This window comes from Streptomyces sp. Tue6028 (assembly GCF_002300165.1).
Lineage (GTDB): Bacteria > Actinomycetota > Actinomycetes > Streptomycetales > Streptomycetaceae > Streptomyces > Streptomyces siamensis.
In genome coordinates this window covers 216,065-239,310 of record NZ_MLCE01000010.1, presented here as the reverse complement: position 1 = coordinate 239,310, position 23,246 = coordinate 216,065, and the positions used below count along the sequence as shown (strand labels likewise).

Sequence of the window (23,246 nt, the reverse complement as noted above, 5' to 3'; positions counted from 1 at the left end):
TTGTGATCGCCCTCTCTCTCGCCGAGATCGCAGCAGTCGTCGGCGGGCAGACGCACGACATACCGGATCCGTCGGTACAGGTCACCGGACCGGTCGTCAGAGACTCCCGTGAGGTGGAGTCCGGCAGCCTCTTCGTCGCCTTCGTCGGCGAGCGCGTGGACGGCCACGACTTCGCCGAGGCGGTGGTCGAGGCGGGCGCGGTCGCCGTGCTGGCGTCCCGCCCCGTCGGCGTGCCCGCGATCGTCGTCGCGGACGTCCAGGCGGCGCTCGGCGCGCTCGCCCGGCACGTCGTGGAACGCCTCGGCGCGACCCTCGTCGCCCTCACCGGCTCCGCGGGCAAGACCAGCACCAAGGACCTGATCGCCCAGGTGCTGCGGACCAAGGCGCCGACCGTCTTCACGCCCGGCTCGCTCAACAACGAGATCGGCCTGCCGCTCACCGCGCTCAGCGCCACCGAGGAGACCCGTTTCCTCGTCCTGGAGATGGGCGCCCGCGGCATCGGCCACATCAGCTACCTCGCCGGCCTGACGCCGCCGAAGGTCGGCCTCGTCCTCAACGTCGGCACCGCCCACATCGGCGAGTTCGGCGGACGCGAGCAGATCGCACAGGCGAAGGGCGAACTCGTCGAGAGCCTCCCGGAGGACGGCGCGGCGATCCTCAATGCCGACGATCCCCTCGTCCGCGCCATGGCATCCCGGACGAAGGCGCGCGTGATCCTCTTCGGTGAGTCCGACGAAGCGGACGTACGCGCCGAGAACGTCCGTCTCACGGACAGTGGACAGCCTGCCTTCAGCCTTCGCACACCCTCCGGGTGCAGTGACGTGACCATGCGCCTGTACGGTGAGCACCACGTGTCGAACGCGCTCGCCGCGGCCGCCGTCGCCCATGAGCTGGGCATGTCCGCAGACGAGATCGCGCGCGCGCTCTCCGAGGCGGACTCCCTCTCCCGCTGGCGGATGGAGGTCACCGAGCGTCCGGACGGCGTGACGGTCGTCAACGACGCCTACAACGCGAACCCCGAGTCCATGCGAGCCGCCCTGCGCGCGCTCGCGGCCATGGGCAAGGGACGTCGTACGTGGGCGGTGCTCGGTCAGATGGCCGAGCTCGGGGACGAGGCGCTCGCCGAGCACGACGCGGTCGGACGGCTCGCCGTCCGGCTCAACGTCAGCAAGCTCGTCGCGGTCGGGGGCAGGGAAGCGTCCTGGCTGCAACTGGGCGCATATAACGAGGGTTCGTGGGGTGAGGAGTCGGTGCACGTGTCCGACGCACAGGCGGCTGTCGACCTGTTGCGCAGCGAGCTGCGCCCGGGGGACGTCGTACTCGTGAAGGCGTCCAGGTCGGTCGGGCTCGAACGGGTGGCGCAGGCGCTGCTCGACAGCGGCCTCGAGGGTGAGGTTGCCGCCCGATGATGAAGCAGATCCTGTTCGCAGGAGTCATTGGCCTGTTCCTGACGCTGGTCGGCACTCCGCTGCTGATCAAGCTGCTGGCCCGCAAGGGTTATGGCCAGTACATCCGCGACGACGGCCCGCGCGAGCACCACAGCAAGCGCGGTACGCCGACCATGGGTGGTATCGCCTTCATCCTCGCGACGATCATCGCGTACTTCCTGTCGAAGGTGATCACCGGTTACGCGCCCACGTTCTCCGGCCTGCTGGTGCTCGGCCTGATGGCGGGCATGGGCCTGGTCGGCTTCCTGGACGACTACATCAAGATCGTCAAGCGGCGCTCGCTGGGTCTGCGGGCCAAGGCGAAGATGGCCGGACAGCTGATCGTGGGCATCGCCTTCGCGGTCCTGGCCCTCCAGTTCGCCGACAACCGAGGGAACACCCCGGCCTCCACGAAGCTCTCCTTCGTCCAGGACTTCGGCTGGTCCATCGGCCCGGTGCTCTTCGTGGTCTGGGCCCTGTTCATGATCCTGGCCATGTCCAACGGCGTGAACCTGACGGACGGTCTGGACGGTCTCGCCACCGGCGCGGCCACGATGGTCTTCGGCGCCTACACCTTCATCGGCGTCTGGCAGTTCCAGGAGTCCTGCGCCAACGCCACGACCCTCACGAACCCGGCCGCCTGCTACGAGGTGCGCGACCCGCTGGACCTCGCGGTCGTCGCCTCCGCCCTGATGGGCGCCTGCTTCGGCTTCCTGTGGTGGAACACCTCGCCGGCCAAGATCTTCATGGGTGACACCGGCTCGCTGGCCCTCGGCGGCGCGCTCGCCGGTCTGGCGATCTGCTCCCGCACGGAGCTGCTGGTCGCGCTCCTCGGCGGTCTCTTCGTCCTCATCACCATGTCGGTCGTGATCCAGGTCGGGTCCTTCCGGCTGACCGGCCGACGCGTCTTCCGCATGGCACCACTCCAGCACCACTTCGAACTGAAGGGGTGGTCCGAAGTCCTTGTGGTGGTCCGCTTCTGGATCATTCAGGGCATGTGCGTCATCGTGGGACTGGGCCTCTTCTACGCAGGATGGGCAGCCAAGAAGTGATCGACTGGCAGGGCAAGAACGTCACCGTCGCCGGGCTCGGCGTCTCCGGCATCCCGGCGGCCAAGGTGCTCCACGGCCTCGGCGCGGTCGTCACGGTCGTCAACGACGGCGACGACGAGCGCTCCCGGGCCCAGGCCGCGGAGCTGGAGGCGCTCGGTGTCACCGTGCGCCTCGGTGACGGCGCGACCCTGCCGGAAGGCACCGAACTGATCGTGACCGCACCCGGCTGGAAGCCGGACAAGCCGCTGTTCGCCGCGGCCGCCGAGGCGGGCGTCCCGGTCTGGGGCGACGTCGAACTCGCCTGGCGGCTGCGCGGCCCGGACGCGGCGCCCTGGCTGGCGGTCACCGGCACCAACGGCAAGACCACCACCGTCCAGATGCTCGCCTCCATCCTGGAGGCGGCCGGACTGCGCACCGCGGCGGTCGGCAACATCGGCGTCTCGCTGCTGGACGCGGTCCTCGGCGAGGAGACGTACGACGTCCTCGCGGTGGAGCTGTCGAGCTATCAGCTGCACTGGGCGCCCTCGCTGCGCGCCCATTCGGCCGCCGTGCTGAACCTCGCGCCCGACCACCTCGACTGGCACGGCTCCATGGAGGCGTACGCCGCCGACAAGGGCCGTATCTACGAAGGCAATCGGGTCGCCTGCGTCTACAACGTCGCCGACAAGGCGACCGAGGACCTGGTGCGCGAGGCCGACGTGGAGGAGGGCTGCCGGGCCGTCGGCTTCACGCTCGGCACGCCCGGACCGTCCCAACTCGGCGTCGTGGAAGGCATCCTGGTCGACCGCGCCTTCGTCGAGAACCGGCACAAGAACGCACAGGAACTCGCGGAGGTGTCGGACGTCAATCCGCCCGCCCCGCACAACATCGCCAACGCCCTTGCGGCGGCGGCCCTGGCGCGCGCCTTCGGTGTGCCCGCCCAGGCGGTGCGCGACGGACTGCGCGCCTTCCGCCCGGACGCGCACCGCATCGCGCACGTCGCCGACGTGGACCAGGTCGCCTACATCGACGACTCCAAGGCCACCAACACGCATGCGGCGGAGGCCTCTTTGGCCGCCTACGAGTCGATCGTGTGGATCGCGGGCGGCCTCGCCAAGGGCGCGACCTTCGACGAGCTGGTCGCCAAGTCGGCGAAGCGGCTCCGGGGTGTCGTCCTGATCGGCGCGGACCGCGCGCTGATCGGCGAAGCGCTCGCGCGACACGCCCCGGAAGTACCCGTCGTCGACCTCGACCGGACCGACACTGGGGCGATGCTCGCGGCGGTCCGGGAGGCCGCGCGGCTCGCCGGGCCAGGGGACACCGTTCTGCTGGCGCCGGCCTGTGCGTCCATGGACATGTTCGCCAACTACAACAAGCGCGGTGACGCTTTCGCGGAGGCGGTTCGCGAACTCGGCGCCGCGAGCGCCTGACGGCGGGTCCGGCCGACCCGGGCGCCCGGGACCCTTGGGAGCGACGCGTGACGCCATCCTGGTCGGTACCTCGTCTGCGGCTTCGGGCCGGCGGCACGGCGCCGTGGGGGCCCCTCCCGCCCTGCGGGGCGCCCTCCCGAGGCACGGGAGGTGCCTGCCGTGCCGAGTAGCCGTACGGGCCGCCCCCCGGTCCAGCGCGCGCAGCGACGGCCGTCCGGCGCCCGGCCCCCGCGCGACAACCCCGTCCGCCGGTTCTACCTGCGCGCCCGCAAGGCCTGGGACCGGCCGCTCACCGCGTACTACCTGATCCTGGGCGGCAGCCTGCTGATCACCGTGCTGGGCCTGGTCATGGTCTACTCGGCCTCGCAGATCACCGCGCTGCAGCTCTCGCTGCCGGGTTCGTACTTCTTCCGCAAGCAGTTCCTGGCCGCCGTGATCGGCGGTGTGCTCATGCTGGTCGCCTCGCGGATGCCGGTGAAACTGCACCGGGCGCTGGCGTACCCGATCCTGGCGGGCGCCGTCTTCCTCATGGCCCTGGTGCAGGTGCCGGGGATAGGGGTCTCGGTCAACGGCAACCAGAACTGGATCTCCGTCGGCGGCCCGTTCCAGCTCCAGCCCAGCGAATTCGGCAAGCTCGCGCTCGTGCTGTGGGGCGCCGACCTGATCGCCCGCAAACAGGACAAGCGGCTGCTGACCCAGTGGAAGCACATGCTGGTGCCGCTCGTGCCGGTGGCCTTCATGCTGCTCGGGCTGATCATGCTCGGCGGCGACATGGGAACCGCGATCATTCTCACAGCGATCCTCTTCGGGCTGCTGTGGCTGGCGGGAGCGCCCACCCGGCTGTTCGCCGGCGTGCTGGCCGTCGCCGCGACCATCGGCGTCATCCTCATCAAGACCAGCCCGAACCGTATGGCCAGGCTCGCCTGCATCGGCGCCACCGACCCGGGGCCGGGCGATCACTGCTGGCAGGCCGTGCACGGCATCTACGCCCTCGCCTCCGGCGGACTCTTCGGTTCCGGCCTGGGCGCCAGCGTGGAAAAATGGGGCCAACTGCCCGAAGCGCACACCGACTTCATCTTCGCCATCACCGGGGAGGAACTGGGTCTGGCGGGGACGCTGTCGGTACTCGCCCTCTTCGCGGCTCTAGGCTATGCGGGTATCCGCGTGGCCGGACGCACGGAGGACCCCTTCGTGAGGTATGCCGCGGGAGGCGTGACCACCTGGATCACGGCCCAGGCCGTGATCAACATCGGTGCGGTGCTCGGTCTGCTGCCGATCGCCGGAGTCCCGCTCCCGCTGTTCTCCTACGGGGGTTCCGCCCTGCTGCCGACCATGTTCGCCATCGGGCTGCTGATCGCCTTCGCACGCGACGAGCCCGCTGCGCGGGCGGCGCTTGCCATGCGGCAACCCCGCTTTGGTAGAAAGCGTGCTGCGGTGAGAGGCTCCGCGGGGACCGCGGGGCCTCGGAGATGGAACACGATGCGACGGCGTGCCGGCACGGCGCGTTCGTCCGGAGAGCGGTGAATTTCGGTGCATGTCGTACTCGCCGGCGGGGGGACCGCCGGCCACATCGAGCCCGCGCTCGCCCTCGCGGACGCCCTGCGCAGGCAGGACCCGACCGTGGGGATCACGGCCCTGGGCACGGAGCGCGGTCTGGAGACCCGCCTCGTACCGGAGCGCGGCTACGAACTCGCGCTGATTCCCGCCGTGCCGCTGCCACGCAAGCCCACGCCCGAGCTGATCACCGTCCCCGGGCGGCTGCGCGGCACCATCAAGGCGGCCGAGCAGATCATGGAGCGCACCAAGGCGGACGCCGTCGTCGGCTTCGGCGGGTACGTCGCCCTGCCCGGCTACCTCGCGGCCAAGCGCCTCGGCGTGCCGATCGTGATCCACGAGGCCAACGCCCGTCCCGGCCTCGCCAACAAGATCGGCTCGCGGTACGCCGCCCAGGTCGCCGTCTCCACGCCCGACAGCAAGCTCCGCGGGGCCCGCTACATCGGCATCCCGCTGCGCCGCTCCATCGCCACCCTCGACCGGGCCGCCGTGCGCCCCGAGGCCCGCGCCGCGTTCGGGCTCGACCCGAACCTGCCGACCCTGCTGGTCTCCGGCGGCTCGCAGGGCGCCCGCCGCCTCAACGAGGTCGTCCAGCAGGCGGCGCCCTACCTCCAGCAGGCGGGCATCCAGATCCTGCACGCGGTCGGCCCGAAGAACGAACTGCCGCAGGTGCACCAGATGCCGGGGATGCCCCCGTACATCCCGGTACCGTACGTGGACCGGATGGACCTCGCGTACGCCGCGGCCGACATGATGCTCTGCCGCGCGGGTGCGATGACCGTCGCCGAACTCTCCGCCGTCGGGCTCCCCGCCGCGTACGTCCCGCTGCCCATCGGCAACGGCGAACAGCGGCTGAACGCCCAGCCGGTGGTCAAGGCCGGCGGCGGGCTGCTGGTCGACGACGCGGAGCTGTCGCCCCAGTGGGTGCAGCAGAACGTGCTCCCCGTGCTCGCGGACCCGCACCGGCTGTACGAGATGTCCCGCGCCGCCAGCGAGTTCGGTCGCCGGGACGCCGACGACCTGCTCGTCGGCATGGTGTACGAGGCGATCGCCTCGCGCCGCCACTAGGACCGCATGAGGGAAGGCAGGGAGCGTGGCCGGACCGAGCACCGCCGAGCGCGGCGAACGGCAGAAGCAGGAATCCGGCCCGCCCCGGCCGCCCCGTGTCGGGCGACTGCATCGCCCTCGTATGCTCATCATCCTTTTGGTCTCCGTGGTGTTGGCCGGGGCCGCGTCCGTCTGGGTCCTCTACGGCTCGCAGTGGCTGCGCGTGGACCGCGTGACGGTGTCGGGGACGCGGGTGCTGACGGCGGACCAGGTGCGCAGGGCGGCCGACGTTCCGGTCGGTTCCCCGCTGATTTCTGTCGAAACGGACGCGATTGCGGCACGATTGCGGCGTGAATTGCCCCGAATTGACTCGATTGACGTCGTCCGTTCCTGGCCGAACGGAATCGGGCTGAAAGTGACCGAGCGCACCCCCGTCCTGATTATCGAAAAAGGCACAAAATACGTCGAAGTGGACGCCAAGGGTGTGCGATTCGCGACGGTTTCCGACGCTCCGCGTGGCGTGCCCGCACTGGAATTGAAGGTCTCCCGGTCGGCCGGCCTGCGCCGCTTCGGCACCGACCGGCTGATGCGCGAGGCGGTGCGGGCCGCGGGCGACCTTCCGGCCGCCGTCGCCCGCGACACGAGCACCGTCAAAGTCCGTTCCTACGACTCGATCCGGCTGGAGTTGAAGGACGGCCGGACGGTCGACTGGGGCAGCGGCGAGAAGGGGCGCGCCAAAGCCAGGGCGCTCACCGCTCTCATGAAAGCCGCTCCCGGCGCCCGGCACTTCGATGTAAGCGTTCCCACCGCCCCTGCGTCATCGGGGAGTTGACGCACATCTGCGCAGGCCAGCACCCTAGTTGGGCAGCGCTACGGCTGATCACATAGGGTGAAAAGAAAAACGGGAGGTTCGGCGTGTTCGTTGAACGTGCGCCACTTGTCGACTTAGTGTCCTGTTCGGAAGAGTCCAAGGAACAGACACACTGGTAACCCTAAACTTCAGCGTTAGGGTTCGGGTCGGCGTTCGGACCGTCCCAATTCGGCATCAGCCGTCGGACCGCGGAGCACCCGTGAGACGACGGCAACGTAATTCGAGGCGAGAGGCCTTCGACGTGGCAGCACCGCAGAACTACCTCGCAGTCATCAAGGTCATCGGTGTCGGCGGCGGTGGTGTCAATGCCATCAACCGGATGATCGAGGTCGGTCTCAAGGGTGTCGAGTTCATCGCCATCAACACCGACGCACAGGCGCTGTTGATGAGCGACGCCGACGTCAAGCTCGACGTCGGCCGCGAACTCACCCGCGGACTCGGCGCCGGCGCCAACCCGGCCGTCGGCCGCAAGGCCGCCGAGGACCACCGCGAGGAGATCGAAGAGGTCCTCAAGGGGGCCGACATGGTCTTCGTGACCGCCGGTGAGGGCGGCGGCACCGGCACCGGCGGCGCACCCGTCGTGGCCAACATCGCGCGCTCGCTCGGCGCCCTGACCATCGGCGTGGTCACGCGCCCGTTCACCTTCGAGGGACGGCGCCGCGCCAACCAGGCCGAGGACGGCATCGCCGAACTCCGCGAAGAGGTCGACACCCTCATCGTCATCCCGAACGACCGGCTGCTGTCCATCTCGGACCGCCAGGTCTCCGTCCTCGACGCCTTCAAGTCGGCGGACCAGGTCCTGCTCTCCGGCGTTCAGGGCATCACCGACCTCATCACCACGCCCGGTCTGATCAACCTCGACTTCGCGGACGTCAAGTCCGTCATGTCCGAGGCCGGTTCGGCGCTCATGGGCATCGGCTCGGCCCGCGGCGACGACCGGGCCGTCGCGGCGGCCGAGATGGCGATCTCCTCGCCGCTCCTCGAAGCCTCCATCGACGGCGCGCGCGGCGTGCTGCTCTCCATCTCCGGCGGCTCCGACCTCGGCCTGTTCGAGATCAACGAAGCCGCCCAGCTGGTCAGCGAGGCCGCCCACCCCGAGGCCAACATCATCTTCGGCGCGGTCATCGACGACGCTCTCGGCGACGAGGTGCGGGTCACCGTCATCGCCGCCGGCTTCGACGGCGGCCAGCCCCCGGCCAAGCGGGACAACGTCCTCGGGTCGTCCACCGCGAAGCGCGAGGAGCCGGCACCGGTGCGGTCCACCGAGAGCCGCCCGTCCTTCGGTTCACTCGGCAGCGTGACGCCGAAGGAGGCCGCTGCGGAGCCCGCCCCCGAGCCGGTCAGCGAGATCCAGGCCCCGCCGCCGGTCCCGCCGTCCCGCTCCTACGCCGACAGCCCGGCCGAAGAGCTGGACGTGCCGGACTTCCTGAAGTGATAGGGCAGCGCTCCCGAACGAGCACTGTGAGCGGCGCGCACTTCGCCTTCACCGACCGGTGGGGCGGGGTGAGCGCCGTTCCGTACGAGGAGCTCAACCTCGGCGGGGCGGTCGGCGACGACCCCGCCGCCGTGCGCTCCAACCGTGAACTGGCCGCCGGGTCGCTGGGACTCGACGCGGCCCGGGTGGTCTGGATGAACCAGGTGCACGGACCGGACGTGGCCGTCGTCGACGCGCCGTGGGGGGACCGCCCCGTGGCCGAGGTCGACGCGATCGTCACCACGCGGCGCGGACTCGCCCTCGCCGTGCTCACCGCGGACTGCACGCCCGTGCTGCTCGCCGATCCGGTGGCCAAGGTGGTGGCCGCCGCCCACGCGGGACGGCCCGGCATGGTGGCCGGAGTCGTCCCCGCGGCGGTGCGGGCCATGGTGGAACTGGGGGCCGAGCCGGGGCGGATCGTCGCCCGGACCGGACCCGCCGTCTGTGGACGCTGCTACGAAGTGCCCGAGGAGATGCGCGCCGAGGTCGCCGCGATCGAGCCGGCGGCGTACGCCGAGACCAGCTGGGGCACCCCCGCGGTCGACGTGACCGCCGGAGTGCACGCGCAGTTGGAGCGGCTCGGGGTGAGCGACCGGGAGCAGTCGCCGGTGTGCACGCTCGAATCGCAGGACCACTTCTCGTACCGCCGCGACCGCACGACGGGGCGGCTCGCGGGCTATGTCTGGCTGGACTGATGGGGCATGACAGAACGTAAGGCTCAACTCGCCGCGAATCTGGCGAAAGTGGAGGAGCGCATCGCGGCCGCGTGCAAGGCGGCCGGGCGGGAGCGCGAAGAGGTGACCCTGATCGTGGTCACCAAGACCTATCCCGCGAGCGATGTGCGGATCCTGTCGGAACTCGGTGTGCGCCACGTCGCCGAGAACCGCGACCAGGACGCGGCACCCAAGGCCGCGGAGTGTTCGGATCTGCCCCTCTCGTGGCATTTTGTCGGTCAATTGCAGACCAACAAGGTGCGTTCCGTGGTCGGTTACGCGCATGTCGTGCAGTCCGTCGATCGTTCCAAGCTCGTCACAGCCTTGTCGAAGGAGGCGGTGCGGGCGGAGCGCGAAGTGGGGTGCCTCATCCAGGTCGCACTGGACGCCGAGGAGAGCGGCCGAGGTGAGCGCGGGGGTGTGGGAGTCGCGGGAATCGAAGAGTTGGCCGACCTCGTCGCGGACTCCCCGGGGCTGCGACTCGACGGGCTGATGACCGTCGCGCCGCTCACCGGACCGTTCGCGGGACGTGAACAGGCGGCGTTCGAGCGGCTGATGGATTTGTCGACTGCCCTGCGCAGCGCTCATCCGGCTGCGAACATGGTCTCGGCAGGGATGAGCTCGGACCTCGAACAGGCCGTGGCAGCCGGAGCGACACATGTACGCGTCGGTACTGCGGTACTCGGAGTCCGACCCAGGCTCGGGTAACGTCGCCAAGAAGTCGGACCACAGCAGAAAATATGGTCATTTCCGCCATAGGCGGGCATAACGACCACGTGGATCGCGGGCACTTGGCAATTCGTCAGCCGATCCACCACAGAGCGGAGGACTCAGAGCATGGCCGGCGCGATGCGCAAGATGGCGGTCTACCTCGGCCTCGTGGAGGACGATGGGTACGACGGCAGGGGATTCGACCCCGACGACGACTTCGAGCCCGAGCTCGACCCGGAGCCCGAGCGGGACCGGCGACGGCATGAACCGTCACATCAGTCACATCAGGCACACCAGTCCCAAAGGGACGATTCGGTACGAGTGGTGCAGCCTCCGGCGCCGCGCGATCCGGTGCCCCATTCCGCTTCGCTCCCCGCGGAATCCGGGCGTCCGGCGCGAATCGCCCCCGTGGCGTCCATCACACAAGAACGTCAGAGCCTGGAGAAGAACGCGCCGGTGATCATGCCCAAGGTCGTGTCCGAGCGAGAGCCGTACCGGATCACCACGCTGCACCCCCGGACCTACAACGAGGCCCGTACCATCGGGGAACACTTCCGTGAAGGCACCCCGGTGATCATGAATCTGACCGAGATGGATGACACGGACGCGAAGCGACTTGTCGACTTTGCGGCTGGTTTGGTGTTTGGTCTCCACGGCAGCATCGAGCGGGTGACGCAGAAGGTGTTCCTGTTGTCGCCTGCTAACGTCGATGTCACGGCGGAGGACAAGGCCCGCATCGCAGAGGGCGGGTTCTTCAACCAGAGCTGAGACGCAGGACCGGAAACAAAGCTGGGAAACAGGGGAGAGGGAAGCACGGATCATGAGCGTGGTCGGGCAGGTTCTCTACATCGCGCTGATGTGTTTCCTCATCGTGCTGATTTTCCGGCTTGTCATGGACTACGTCTTCCAGTTCGCCCGCTCATGGCAACCCGGCAAGGCGATGGTGGTCGTTCTGGAGGCCACCTACACTGTCACCGATCCACCGCTCAAGCTTCTGCGGCGGTTCATCCCGCCGCTGCGTCTCGGGGGCGTGGCGCTCGACCTGTCCTTCTTCGTACTGATGATCATCGTCTACATCCTGATCTCCGTCGTGAGCCGGCTGTGAACGATACGGTCTTGCCGAATGCCGACGACTACGTTGAGGTGAAGAGATGCCGTTGACCCCCGAGGACGTGCGGAACAAGCAGTTCACGACCGTCCGCCTCCGAGAAGGCTATGACGAGGACGAGGTCGATGCCTTCCTCGACGAGGTCGAAGCCGAACTGACGCGCCTGCTGCGCGAGAACGAGGACCTGCGCGCCAAGCTGGCCGCCGCCACGCGTGCCGCCGCGCAGAACCAGCAGCAGGGCATGCGCAAGCCGCCCGAGCAGCAGGACCAGCAGCAAGGTCCGCCGCAGGGCATGCGAGGTCCCGGCGCTCCTGTGCCCGCCGGCATATCGGGCCCGCCGCAGCAGCAGATGGGTGGCCCCATGGGTGGCCCGCCCCAGCTGCCGAGCGGTGCACCGCAGCTGCCCGCAGGCCCCAGTGGCCAGGGCGGTCCGCAGGGTCCCGGCCCGATGGGTCCGGGTCCGATGGGTCCGGGTCCCGGCCAGATGCAGCCGCAGATGCAGCAGCAGATGGGCGGCCCTATGGGCGGTCCCATGGGTGGTCCCATGGGTGGCCACGGTCCGCAGATGCCGCAGCCCGGTCAGGGTCCCGGCGGCGACAGCGCCGCCCGTGTGCTCTCGCTGGCCCAGCAGACCGCCGACCAGGCGATCGCCGAGGCCCGTTCCGAGGCCAACAAGATCGTCGGTGAGGCTCGCAGCCGCGCCGAGGGTCTGGAGCGGGACGCCCGTGCCAAGGCCGACGCGCTGGAGCGGGACGCGCAGGAGAAGCACCGCGTCGCGATGGGCTCCCTGGAGTCCGCCCGCGCCACGTTGGAGCGCAAGGTCGAGGACCTGCGCGGCTTCGAGCGCGAGTACCGTACGCGACTGAAGTCCTACTTGGAGTCGCAGCTGCGTCAGCTGGAGACGCAGGCGGACGACTCGCTCGCCCCGCCGCGTACCCCGGCCGCCGCGTCCCTGCCGTCGCCGTCCGCGCCCTCCATGGCTCCGGCCGGTGCGAGTGCGCCGTCCTACGGTGGCAACCAGGGCATGGGTGGAGCGCCGGCGCCGGCCGCGCCCTCCTACGGTGGGCAGCAGCAGATGTCGCCGGCCATGACCCAGCCGATGGCTCCGGTGCGGCCGCAGGGGCCGTCGCCGATGCAGCAGGCTCCCTCGCCGATGCGTGGGTTCCTCATCGACGAGGACGACAACTGACGGCCTTCAGTACGCCTTAGGCGTCGGCAGCGTTCAGGGCGGGGCCCCCGGGATTCCGGGGGCCCCGCCCTTTTGCGTCCTTCCGCGGCGGCGCGGACCGGGTTCTTTCGCCCCCTCCGCCCCTGCCCGTCCCATGTTCCTGGGGGCTCCGCCCCCAGACCCCCGTATCGGCCTGGACGGCCTCGTCCTCAAGCGCCGGACGGGCTGAAATCAGCCCCTCCGGCGATTGAGGAGCGGGTCCGGGGCGGAGCCCCGGGTACGGGACGGGCAGGGGCGGAGGGGGCAAAAGAAAGGGCCCCGGCGGCCCCGTCCACCGCTGGGGAGCGGGGCGGGGCGCCGGGGCCCAGAGGACCCGGGGCGGCGGGTTACGCCTTGCGCAGGCGGAACGTCAGGGACAGGGACTCGTCCGTGAACGGGGCGCCGTAGGAGTCGTCGGCCTCGCCCTGGGCGAAGTCCGTCGCGAGGACCTCGTCCGCGATGAGCCCGGAGTGCTCGGAGAGCGCCGCGATGACGGCCGGCTCCGTGGACACCCACCGCAGCGCGATCCGGTCGGCCACGTCGAGCCCGCTGTTCTTGCGGGCCTCCTGGATCAGCCGGATCGCGTCACGGGCGAGGCCCGCCTGCCGCAGCTCCTCGGTGATCTCCAGATCGAGCGCGACCGTGGCACCGGAGTCGGACGCCACCGACCAGCCCTCACGGGGGGTCTCCGTGATGATGACCTCGTCCGGGGCCAGCGTCACCGTCTCCCCGTCGACCTCGACCGACGCCGTGCCCTCACGCAGGGCGAGGGAGAGCGCCGCCGCGTCCGTCTCGGCGATGGCCTTCGCCACGGCCTGGACGCCCTTGCCGAAGCGCTTGCCGAGCGCCCGGAAGTTCGCCTTGGCGGTGGTGTCCACGAGTGACCCGCCGACCTCGGAGAGCGAGGCGAGCGAGCTCACGTTCAGCTCCTCGGTGATCTGGGCGTGCAGCTCGGGGTCGAGGACGTCGAAGCCCGACGCGGCGACCAGCGCCCGGGACAGCGGCTGGCGGGTCTTGACGCCCGACTCCGCGCGCGTGGCGCGGCCGAGCTCCACGAGACGGCGTACGAGCACCATCTGCCGCGACATCTCGGGGTCGATCGCGGACAGGTCCGCCTCCGGCCAGGAGGACAGGTGGACGGACTCGGGGGCGCCCGGCGTGACCGGGACGACCAGGTCCTGCCAGACCCGCTCGGTGATGAACGGGGTCAGCGGGGCCATCAGCCGCGTGACCGTCTCGACGACCTCGTGCAGCGTGCGCAGCGCGGCCTTGTCTCCCTGCCAGAAGCGGCGGCGCGAGCGGCGCACGTACCAGTTGGACAGGTCGTCGACGAACGCCGAGAGCAGCTTTCCGGCGCGCTGGGTGTCGTACGCCTCCAGCGCCTGCGTCACCTGGTCGGTGAGCGCGTGGAGTTCGGAGAGCAGCCAGCGGTCGAGCACCGGGCGGTCCGCCGGGGCCGGATCGGCCTCGCTGGGCGCCCAGTCGGAGGTGCGGGCGTACAGGGCCTGGAAGGCGACCGTGTTCCAGTACGTGAGGAGCGTCTTGCGGACGACCTCCTGGATGGTGCCGTGGCCCACGCGACGTGCCGCCCACGGGGAGCCGCCGGCCGCCATGAACCAGCGCACCGCGTCCGCACCGTGCTGGTCCATCAGCGGGATCGGCTGAAGGATGTTGCCGAGGTGCTTGGACATCTTGCGGCCGTCCTCGGCCAGGATGTGGCCCAGGCAGACGACGTTCTCGTACGACGACTTGTCGAAGACGAGGGTGCCGACGGCCATCAGCGTGTAGAACCAGCCGCGGGTCTGGTCGATGGCCTCGGAGATGAACTGCGCCGGGTAGCGGCTCTCGAACAGCTCCTTGTTCTTGTACGGGTAGCCCCACTGCGCGAACGGCATCGAACCCGAGTCGTACCAGGCGTCGATGACCTCCGGGACGCGGGTCGCCGTGCTGCCGCAGCCGTCCTGCGGGCAGGCGAAGGTGACCGCGTCGATGTACGGCCGGTGCGGGTCCAGGGCGGACTGGTCGGTGCCCGTCAGCTCGGTGAGCTCCGCGCGGGAGCCGACACAGGTGAGGTGGTCCTCCTCGCAGCGCCACAGCGGGAGCGGGGTGCCCCAGTAGCGGCTGCGGGACAGCGCCCAGTCGATGTTGTTGTTCAGCCAGTCGCCGAAGCGGCCGTGCTTGACCGACTCCGGGAACCAGTTGGTCTTCTCGTTCTCCTCGAGGAGACGGTCCTTGACGGCCGTGGTGCGGATGTACCAGGACGGCTGCGCGTAGTAGAGCAGCGCGGTGTGGCAGCGCCAGCAGTGCGGGTAGCTGTGCTCGTACGGGATGTGCTTGAACAGCAGGCCGCGGGCGTCGAGGTCCTCGGTGAGCTTCTCGTCGGCCTTCTTGAAGAAGACGCCGCCGACCATCGGGACGTCTTCCTCGAACGTGCCGTCGGGGCGCACCGGGTTGACCACGGGCAGGCCGTACGCACGGCACACCTTGAGGTCGTCCTCACCGAAGGCGGGGGACTGGTGGACCAGACCCGTGCCGTCCTCGGTGGTCACGTACTCGGCGTTCACCACGAAGTGCGCCGGAGCCGGGAACTCCACCAGCTCGAACGGTCGTCGGTAGTTCCAGCGCTCCATCTCGGCGCCCGTGAAGGACTCGCCGGTGGTCTGCCAGCCCTCGCCGAGCGCCTTCTCGACGAGCGGCTCGGCGACGACGAGCTGCTCCTCGCCGTTCGTGGCGACGACATAGGTGACGTCGGGGTGCGCGGCGACGGCGGTGTTGGAGACGAGGGTCCAGGGGGTCGTCGTCCACACCAGGAGCGAGGCCCGGCCGGCCAGCGGACCGGAGGTGAGCGGGAAACGGACGTACACGGACGGGTCGACGACCGTCTCGTAGCCCTGCGCCAGCTCGTGGTCCGACAGGCCGGTGCCGCAGCGCGGGCACCAGGGGGCGACGCGGTGGTCCTGGACCAGCAGACCCTTGTCGAAGATCTCCTTGAGCGACCACCAGACCGACTCGATGTACTCGGGGTCCATCGTGACGTAGGCGTCGTCCAGGTCGACCCAGTACCCCATGCGGGTCGTCAGGTCGGAGAAGGCGTCGGTGTGGCGCAGCACGGACTCGCGGCACCGGGCGTTGAACTCGGCGATGCCGTACGCCTCGATGTCCTTCTTGCCGCTGAAGCCGAGCTCCTTCTCGACCGCCAGCTCCACCGGCAGGCCGTGGCAGTCCCAGCCGGCCTTGCGGGCCACGTGGTAGCCGCGCATGGTGCGGAAGCGGGGGAAGACGTCCTTGAAGACGCGCGCCTCGATGTGGTGGGCGCCCGGCATGCCGTTGGCGGTGGGCGGGCCCTCGTAGAACACCCACTCGGGGCGGCCCTCGGACTGCTCAAGGCTCTTGGCGAAGATCTTCTGCTCGCGCCAGAAGTCGAGCACGGCGTGCTCGAGCGCGGGCAGGTCGACCTGGGCGGGCACCTGGCGGTACTGCGTCGGTTTCATCGGCGAGCTTCCTCCGGCGGACGTTCTGCCTTCCGTCGGAGGGACGAGAGCCTGATCTGCTACGAACGCCGTGTGCGGCGCGCTCCCGCGGTACCACCCTCCTTGGCTCCCCGATGCGCCGTTCGCACCAGTGAGCCCCCTCATTGGGGTCGCGATACCGGGTCTACTGGCCCCTGCGGGGTGTTCTTCCGGCGGCTCCGGGGTGATCTTCACGTCGCGCTGACCCCCGGGCTTCCACCGTCCCCGGGTCGCTCCTGGCCGCGTACGCCGCTACTCGTCCCCATCCACGCTTCTCGCTCCGCCCAGTGTACGGCGCCGCGGGGACAGCGGCCGACCGGTTTACGGGGTGTCCGGGCGGCCGGCGCGGTGACCCGAATGGCGAGGCGGGACCGTCCGGATCCTGGGACGCGGGGCCCGGCGGATTACCCGGCGGGGAGCTGGGCACAACGCAGGCAGGCTTGCCGCGCGGGACCCGCGGGGCGGACGAATCGATGGCGTGCCCCGTTGCCGCGGGCCGGAAGTCGATTTATCGTCCCAGCACGATTCGCGAGCAAGATCACAGTGTGTGAAGGGGCCGCGGCCATGGTGGCGAAGAAGACCGCCGTACAGCAGTCGGCGTCCGGCAGATCCACGGTTCCGGCGGCCAAGGACGTGGGTGGGAAGAAGAGCGCCACGGGGGCACCCGTGTCCCATGAGGCCCGGCCCGTGAAGACGGTCTCCGGGGCGCAGTCCGGATCGAAGCCCGCGGCCGGTGGAACCGCCCCCGGGAAGGCGGACGGCAAGAAGGTGGCCACCAAGAAGGCGGACGGCAAGAAGGCGGACGGCAAGAAGGCGGACGCCAAGAAGGCGGCGGCCGGGAAGAAGCCGGCCAAGAAGGCGGTGACCGGCAAGAAGGCGGCCGCGAAGACGGCGGACGCCCGGGAGCCGGGAGCCGGGAAGACGGCGGAGGAGACCTCCGCGGCGGCGGGGAAGACCCCGGAGGAGACGGGGGCCGGCGCCGCGGCGGAGGGCGGCGCCACGAAGAAGACCCGTGCGAAGGGCGCCACGGCCAGGAAGAGCAGCGGTACGGCGAAGAAGAGCACACGCACGGCGAAGAAGGCGGTCGCTTCCGCGGCCGAGGGCGCGGCCCATGCCGCGAAGACGACGGGAGCCACGACAGTGGTTGCGAAGAAGACTCCTGGCACGGCCACGGCGGCGAAGAAGCCCACGGCCGTCCCCAAGGCGCGGGTCGGCGCGGTGGAGCCCGGCGAGCTCGCGGTGCGCCCCGGTGAGGACCCCTGGACCTCCGAGGAGGTCGAGGAGGCCCGCGCGGAGCTCCAGTCGGAGGCGCTGCGGCTGAGCACCGAGATCTCGTCGTCCGAGGAGGCGCTTGTGGGACTGATGCGCGACTCCGGCGACGGCGCCGGGGACGACCAGGCGGACACGGGCACGAAGAACATCACGCGCGAGCACGAGATGGCGCTCGCGGCCAACGCGCGCGAGATGCTGGAGCAGACCGAGCGGGCCCTGGATCGCCTGGAGACGGGGACGTACGGGCTCTGCGAGAGCTGCGGCAATCCGATCGGCAAGGCCCGTATGCAGGCCTTCCCGCGCGCCACCCTGTGCGTCGAGTGCAAGCAGAAGCAGGAACGCCGGTACTGAACCGCGTGGGAGTGCTCCTGAGCACGTGGGCCGCGCGGGGCGTGCCGTACTCTCGTCCTCAGTCAGGAACCTAGGTCGAGGGACTCACTCACGTGGCAGAGGCGGAGCGCATCATCGGTACGCCGGACATCCCAGGGGCGGCGGGGGCCGAGCCGGAGCAGTCCGACGAGAAGGCGGCGTCGGGCGGCCGGTCCGGTTCCGGTGAGCAGGTGCCCGCCGAGCGGTCCGCCGAGGATGCCGGGCTGCCCTCGCCGGACGCCACGGACGCCGGTGCGGACGGGGCGCCGTCCGCGGACGGGCGGCCCAGGGGCAGGCGCCGGATCGCCGTGCTCTTCACGGTCGCCGTGCTCGCGTACGCCCTCGACCTCGTCAGCAAGATGATCGTCGTCGCGAAGCTGGAGCACCACGACTCGATCGAGATCGTCGGGGACTGGCTGAAGTTCGAGGCGATCCGCAACGCGGGCGCGGCCTTCGGCTTCGGCGAGGCGTTCACGGTGATCTTCACGGTGATCGCCGCGGCCGTGATCGTGGTCATCGCCCGGCTCGCGCGCAAGCTCTACAGCCTGCCCTGGGCGATCGCGCTGGGCCTGCTGCTCGGTGGCGCGCTGGGCAACCTGACCGACCGGATCTTCCGCTCGCCGGGGGTCTTCGAGGGCGCGGTCGTGGACTTCATCGCCCCCAAGCACTTCGCGGTCTTCAACCTCGCCGACTCGGCGATCGTGTGCGGCGGCATCCTGATCGTGCTGCTGTCCTTCCGCGGACTCGACCCGGACGGCACGGTCCACAAGGACTGACGCGCGGCGCTCTCCCGATCGCCCGGACGCCCCGACGACGGGCGGGCCGGGCCTCGGCGGCGGCCTTCACCCGCGCCGGGGACACCACGTAAGGGCACTGACGTTCGGGCCGTGGTCAGGGGGTGTCCGAGCCTTCCGGCATACTCGACGGGTGAGCACGCTTCCCGAGATCCGTACCCTGCCCGTGCCCGACGGCCTGGAGGGCGAGCGCGTCGACGCCGCCATCTCCCGCATGTTCGGCTTCTCCCGTACGAAGGCCGCCGAGCTGGCCGCCGCGGGGAAGGTCGCGGTGGACGGCTCCGTGGTCGGCAAGTCCGAGCGCGTGCGCGGCGGCGCCTGGCTCGAGGTCGAGATGCCGCAGGCGCCCGCGCCCGTGCAGATCGTCGCCGAGCCGGTCGAGGGCATGGAGATCGTGCACGACGACGACGACGTGGTCGTGATCGTCAAGCCGGTCGGCGTGGCCGCGCACCCCAGCCCCGGCTGGTCGGGCCCGACCGTGATCGGCGGTCTCGCGGCCGCCGGGTACCGCATCTCGACCTCCGGCGCCTCGGAGCGTCAGGGCATCGTGCACCGCCTCGATGTGGGCACCTCGGGCCTGATGGTGGTCGCCAAGTCGGAGTACGCGTACACGTCGCTGAAGCGCCAGTTCAAGGAGCGCACGGTCGACAAGCGCTACCACACGCTCGTCCAGGGCCACCCGGACCCGACCAGCGGCACCATCGACGCCCCCATCGGACGCCACCCGAACCACGACTACAAGTGGGCGGTCACGGCCGAGGGCAAGCCCTCGGTCACCCACTACGACCTGGTCGAGGCGTTCCGCGCGGCCTCGCTCCTCGACGTCAAGCTGGAGACGGGGCGCACCCACCAGATCCGCGTCCACATGGCAGCCCACCGTCACCCGTGCGTCGGCGACCTGACCTACGGCGCGGACCCGACGCTCGCCAAGCGGCTCGGCCTCACCCGGCAGTGGCTGCACGCGGTGCGGCTCGGCTTCGAGCACCCCGGGGACGGCCAGTGGGTGGAGTTCGCCAGCGACTACCCCGACGACCTCCGGAAGGCGCTCGACAAGGTCCGCGAGGAGAGCTACGCGTGAGCACCGAGTACGTGGTGCGGGTCGCCGAGGACCCCGCCGACCGCGAGGCCTGCTTCGCGGTGCGCAAGGAGGTCTTCGTCGGCGAGCAGGGCGTCCCCGAGGACATCGAGTACGACGCCTACGACGCCACGGCGCTGCACGTGCTGGCCGTCCGCGCGGACGGCACGGCGCTCGGCACCGGTCGGCTGCTGTACGGCGAGGCCGCGGCCGCGAAGACCGGTGGCGACCTCGCCGTCGGCTCGCTGGGGCGGCTCGCCGTGACCCGCGAGGCACGTGGCCTCGGCGTCGGTGCCGCGCTCGTGGGCGCCATCGAGGACGCCGCACGCGCGCGTGGCCTGGCCGCGGTCGACCTGCACGCGCAGACCCACGCCCTGGGGTTCTACGAACGGCTGGGGTACGTGGCGTACGGGGCGGAGTTCCCGGACGCCGGCATCCCGCACCTGGCGATGCGCAAGGTCCTGTAGCGGGGGATCGTCCCGAGGGCATGGCAGGCTTGGGGGTCTGCCTGTCCTTGATCTCCTAGAGCTGCCGGAGCGCTGACCGTGGATCAGTTGGCCCTGCTGTTCGTCATGCTGCTCGGGGCCGTGGTGAGCGTCCCGGTGGGGGACCGGTTCGGGCTGCCCGCGCCGGTGCTGATGACCCTCCTCGGGATCGCGCTGGCCCTTCCGGACTTCGTCCCCAACGTGGACATCCCGCCGGACCTGATCCTGCCCGCGCTGCTGCCGCCCCTGCTCTACGCGGCGGTGCGGCGCACCTCGTGGAGACAGTTCGCCGCCAACAAGCGCCCGATCTTCCTGCTCGCCGTCGCGCTGGTGTTCGTGACCACCCTGGCCGTGGCCGCCGTCGCCCACGCGATCGTGCCGGGGCTGCCGCTCGCCGCCGCGGTGGCGCTCGGCGCGCTGGTGGCGCCGCCCGACCCGGTCGCGGCGACCGCCGTGGCCGGCCAGCTCGGGCTGCCGCGCCGCCTGGTGTCGATCCTGGAGGGGGAGGGCCTCTTCAACGACGTGACGGCCATCGTGCTCTACCACGTCGCGATCGCGGCCGCGGTGAGCGGCACCTTCTCGCCCTGGGCGGCGGGGCTCGACCTCGTGCTGTCCGCTGTCGTCGCGGTCGCCGTCGGAGTGGCGCTGGGGTGGGCCGCGAACAAGCTGATGTCCCTGCTCGGCGACGCCACCCTGCAGATCGGCCTGACGCTGCTCGTGCCGTACGCCTCGTACGTCCTGGCCGAGGAGCTCCACGGTTCCGGGGTGCTCGCGGTGCTCACCACGGCGCTGTTCCTGGCCGAGTACGCGCTCGACGCCGACGACGTCATGACCCGGCTGACCGGATCGACGGTCTGGGACGTGGTGGACACGCTCGTGACCGGCGTCGCGTTCGGGCTCATCGGGCTCGAACTGCACAACGCCATCAGGACGGCGGCGGGACGCTGGGGCGAGATGCTCGGCTGGTCCGCCACGATCGTCGGCGTCGTCGTGCTCGTACGGCTGGTCTGGCTGCTGCCCGCGACCTGGCTGACCAAGCGGCTGCACGCCAAGCGTGACTACGACGAGGAGATCCCGACGTCGTGGCGGGAGACCGTCGTGATGTGGTGGGCCGGGATGCGGGGTGTCGCCTCCGTGGCCCTGGCGCTGGCGATCCCGCTGGAGATGGACGACGGGTCGCCCTTTCCCGACCGCGACGAGATCGTGTTCATCGCCTTCGGGGTGATCATGGCGACGCTCGTGCTGCAGGGGCTCACCCTGCCGTGGCTGGTGAAGAAGCTCGGGGTGCGGGCCGACGAGGATGTCGAGAAGGCCTTCGAGAAGGAGCTGGCGATCCGTGCCGCGAAGGCCGCGAAGACGCGGCTGCGGGAGATCGAGGACGTGGAGGAGCTGCCCGAGGAGGTCTCCGAGCAGCTGCTGCGGCGGGCCCACGACATCGGGGTGCGGATCAGCCCCGACATGGGGGACGAGGAGCGCCGCGAGGCGTACGAGCAGCGGGCACGGCGGTTGAAGCGGATGCGGCGGATCCAGGCGGAGATGCTGAGTGCGGCGCGGCACGAGGTGCTGGCCGCGCGCAGTGAGCCCGGGGCGGATCCCGAGGTCGTCGACCGCGTGCTGCGGCATCTGGACGTGCGCAGCCTGCGGTGACGGTCCCCTGGGGGTGGGGGCTTCTCGGGGGTGGTGCCTCTCCTTGGCCTGCGGGGTGCGCTCCGGCTGCGGGGCCTGCCCGGCCTGCGGCCGGGTTCGTCTCCCGCCCGCGCACCACCCGTCACCCTCCGCCGAGCGGCTGGACTCTCCTGTGGGGGGTGCGCGCCGTCGGCGGTCTCGGGTGGGCTCTGCCCGTGGTGGGTGTGCAGCAGCCGTGGCCCTTCGCCGAGCGGCTGGACTCTGCCGTGGGGGGTGCGCGCCGTAGCTGATGTGGCGGGACAGTGGCGGCCTCGGCATGGGGCTAGCCGCGGCCCGTGCCTGTGCGTGGGGGCTCGAAGGGGTGGGTCGCGGCGCCGTCCTGGTCGCGGCGCGGGCCCCGCAGCGTCCTGCCCGGAGGCGGTGCCGCCTCGGCCGTGTTGACGCGAGGGAGCGCGTAGGGGTGGTCCTCGGTCAGCCAGCGCATCATCCGCTCACGGACCGTGACCCGCACCGTCCATATGTCGTCCGCGTCCTTGGCCGTGACCAGGGCGCGCACCTGCATGGTGTTGGGGGTGGAGTCCGTGACGGCGAGACCGTAGTCGCGTCCGTCCCAGGCCGGGCACTCGCGCAGGATGTCGCGCAGCTTCTCGCGCATGGCCTGCACCGGCGCCGAGTGGTCGACGTGGAAGAAGACGATGCCGGTCATCTGGGCGCTGCCACGCGACCAGTTCTCGAACGGCTTCGAGGTGAAGTACGAGACGGGCATCGTGATCCGCCGCTCGTCCCAGGTCCGTACCGTCAGAAAGGTCAGGGTGATCTCGTCGACGGTGCCCCACTCGCCGTCCACCACGACCGTGTCGCCGAGGCGCACCATGTCGCCGAAGGCGATCTGCAGCCCGGCGAAGAGGTTCGACAGCGTGGACTGTGCGGCGACACCGGCGACGATGCCGAGGACGCCGGCCGAGGCGAGCAGCGAGGCGCCGGCCGCCCGCATCGCCGGGAAGGTGAGCAGCATCGCGGCGACCGCGACCACGCCGACGATCGCGGACACCACCCGCTGGATCAGCGACACCTGGGTGCGGACCCGGCGGACCCGGGCGGGGTCGCGGTGCGCGGTCGCGTAGCGGGTGTACGAGGTCTCCACGACGGCGGCGGCGATGCGCACCACCAGCCAGGCCGTGGAGCCGATGAGGGTCAGTGTCAGGATCCGGCCGATGCCGATGGAGTGCTCCTCCAGCAGCTTGGCCTCCGCGTAGGACCCTCTGAGCATGGCGGTGCACAGGACGAGTTGGAAGGGGACACGGCCGCGACGGAGCAGCCCCCACAGCGGGGTCTCGTGGTGCCGGCCGTCCGCGCGTCGCAGCAGCCGGTCCACGGCCCACCCGACGAGCAGCGTGAGCACGACCGAGCCGCCGACGACGATCACCGGGCGCAGTACGTTCTCCATGCCCCCGACCGTAACCGGCCCGCAGCGGTCCAAACCTGGAGCCGGAAGCCGTCCGTACGCGGGCCCGCGCGGCGTCGTCGGTCCAGGCTGGCACCA

Annotated in this window: 19 protein-coding genes; 17 read left to right on the top strand and 2 right to left on the bottom strand. The window is 70.7% G+C overall.

Annotated elements, in window-relative coordinates; all coding sequences use genetic code 11:
- Positions 1-2 precede the first annotated feature (2 nt).
- The 12 genes from BKI49_RS09210 to BKI49_RS09150 all read left to right on the top strand — a co-directional run bounded on the left by BKI49_RS09210 (position 3) and on the right by BKI49_RS09150 (position 12,555).
- Positions 3-1,409 carry a UDP-N-acetylmuramoyl-tripeptide--D-alanyl-D-alanine ligase gene (locus BKI49_RS09210; RefSeq protein ID WP_095933710.1) on the top strand — a complete coding sequence of 469 codons (1,407 nt, stop codon included), beginning with the start codon at positions 3-5 and terminating at the stop codon, positions 1,407-1,409.
- On the top strand, positions 1,406-2,479 hold the full coding sequence (gene mraY, locus BKI49_RS09205; protein ID WP_095933709.1) for a phospho-N-acetylmuramoyl-pentapeptide-transferase: 1,074 nt from the start codon (positions 1,406-1,408) through the stop codon (positions 2,477-2,479). The genes BKI49_RS09210 and mraY overlap by 4 nt, the downstream gene beginning before the upstream one ends.
- The gene (murD, locus tag BKI49_RS09200) at positions 2,461-3,888 is read left to right on the top strand and encodes a UDP-N-acetylmuramoyl-L-alanine--D-glutamate ligase (protein ID WP_095933708.1); all 1,428 of its coding nucleotides are present in this window, start codon (positions 2,461-2,463) and stop codon (positions 3,886-3,888) included. The genes mraY and murD overlap by 19 nt, the downstream gene beginning before the upstream one ends.
- Before the next feature lie 159 nt (positions 3,889-4,047).
- Complete coding sequence (ftsW, locus tag BKI49_RS09195) at positions 4,048-5,412, top strand: putative lipid II flippase FtsW (protein ID WP_179332374.1); 1,365 nt, start codon at positions 4,048-4,050, stop codon at positions 5,410-5,412.
- A 6-nt stretch (positions 5,413-5,418) separates the two neighbouring features.
- The gene (gene murG / locus BKI49_RS09190) at positions 5,419-6,510 is read left to right on the top strand and encodes an undecaprenyldiphospho-muramoylpentapeptide beta-N-acetylglucosaminyltransferase (RefSeq protein WP_095933706.1); all 1,092 of its coding nucleotides are present in this window, start codon (positions 5,419-5,421) and stop codon (positions 6,508-6,510) included.
- A gap of 25 nt (positions 6,511-6,535) precedes the next feature.
- On the top strand, positions 6,536-7,321 hold the full coding sequence (locus tag BKI49_RS09185; RefSeq protein WP_095933705.1) for a cell division protein FtsQ/DivIB: 786 nt from the start codon (positions 6,536-6,538) through the stop codon (positions 7,319-7,321).
- A gap of 280 nt (positions 7,322-7,601) precedes the next feature.
- Positions 7,602-8,795, top strand: a complete 1,194-nt coding sequence (gene ftsZ, locus BKI49_RS09175; RefSeq protein WP_095933703.1) for a cell division protein FtsZ — start codon at positions 7,602-7,604, stop codon at positions 8,793-8,795.
- Positions 8,792-9,529 (top strand): peptidoglycan editing factor PgeF, encoded by a 738-nt coding sequence (pgeF, locus tag BKI49_RS09170; protein WP_095933702.1) that lies wholly within the window; start codon positions 8,792-8,794, stop codon positions 9,527-9,529. The genes ftsZ and pgeF overlap by 4 nt, the downstream gene beginning before the upstream one ends.
- Before the next feature lie 6 nt (positions 9,530-9,535).
- On the top strand, positions 9,536-10,255 hold the full coding sequence (locus tag BKI49_RS09165; protein WP_095933701.1) for a YggS family pyridoxal phosphate-dependent enzyme: 720 nt from the start codon (positions 9,536-9,538) through the stop codon (positions 10,253-10,255).
- Between the two features lie 129 nt (positions 10,256-10,384).
- The gene (locus BKI49_RS09160; RefSeq protein WP_028803187.1) at positions 10,385-11,026 is read left to right on the top strand and encodes a cell division protein SepF; all 642 of its coding nucleotides are present in this window, start codon (positions 10,385-10,387) and stop codon (positions 11,024-11,026) included.
- 52 nt (positions 11,027-11,078) lie between these two features.
- Positions 11,079-11,363: a YggT family protein gene (locus BKI49_RS09155; protein ID WP_028803186.1), complete on the top strand. Its 285-nt coding sequence runs from the start codon at positions 11,079-11,081 to the stop codon at positions 11,361-11,363.
- Between the two features lie 46 nt (positions 11,364-11,409).
- Positions 11,410-12,555, top strand: a complete 1,146-nt coding sequence (locus tag BKI49_RS09150; protein ID WP_179332373.1) for a DivIVA domain-containing protein — start codon at positions 11,410-11,412, stop codon at positions 12,553-12,555.
- Positions 12,556-12,920: 365 nt separating this feature from the next.
- On the opposite strand, the gene ileS is transcribed toward BKI49_RS09150, so the two are convergent.
- On the bottom strand, positions 12,921-16,064 hold the full coding sequence (gene ileS, locus BKI49_RS09145) for an isoleucine--tRNA ligase (RefSeq protein WP_095933700.1): 3,144 nt from the start codon (positions 16,062-16,064) through the stop codon (positions 12,921-12,923).
- A 582-nt stretch (positions 16,065-16,646) separates the two neighbouring features.
- Between ileS and BKI49_RS09135 the strand changes: the two genes are divergently transcribed.
- From BKI49_RS09135 to BKI49_RS09115, 5 genes are all read left to right on the top strand, one after another.
- A complete protein-coding gene (locus tag BKI49_RS09135) occupies positions 16,647-17,705 on the top strand; it encodes a TraR/DksA family transcriptional regulator (RefSeq protein ID WP_095933699.1) in 1,059 nt (352 codons plus the stop codon).
- 92 nt (positions 17,706-17,797) lie between these two features.
- Positions 17,798-18,499: a signal peptidase II gene (lspA, locus tag BKI49_RS09130; RefSeq protein WP_095933698.1), complete on the top strand. Its 702-nt coding sequence runs from the start codon at positions 17,798-17,800 to the stop codon at positions 18,497-18,499.
- A gap of 151 nt (positions 18,500-18,650) precedes the next feature.
- Positions 18,651-19,595, top strand: coding sequence for an RluA family pseudouridine synthase (locus BKI49_RS09125; RefSeq protein ID WP_095933697.1), 945 nt, complete (start codon positions 18,651-18,653; stop codon positions 19,593-19,595).
- Entirely contained in the window at positions 19,592-20,059 is a 468-nt protein-coding gene (locus BKI49_RS09120) for a GNAT family N-acetyltransferase (protein ID WP_095933696.1), read from the top strand. Before BKI49_RS09125 ends, BKI49_RS09120 begins: the two co-directional genes overlap by 4 nt.
- 78 nt (positions 20,060-20,137) lie before the next feature.
- Positions 20,138-21,724 carry a Na+/H+ antiporter gene (locus tag BKI49_RS09115; protein WP_095933695.1) on the top strand — a complete coding sequence of 529 codons (1,587 nt, stop codon included), beginning with the start codon at positions 20,138-20,140 and terminating at the stop codon, positions 21,722-21,724.
- A 301-nt stretch (positions 21,725-22,025) separates the two neighbouring features.
- On the opposite strand, the gene BKI49_RS09110 is transcribed toward BKI49_RS09115, so the two are convergent.
- A complete protein-coding gene (locus BKI49_RS09110) occupies positions 22,026-23,150 on the bottom strand; it encodes a mechanosensitive ion channel family protein (RefSeq protein ID WP_095933694.1) in 1,125 nt (374 codons plus the stop codon).
- Between the last annotated feature and the right edge of the window lie 96 nt (positions 23,151-23,246).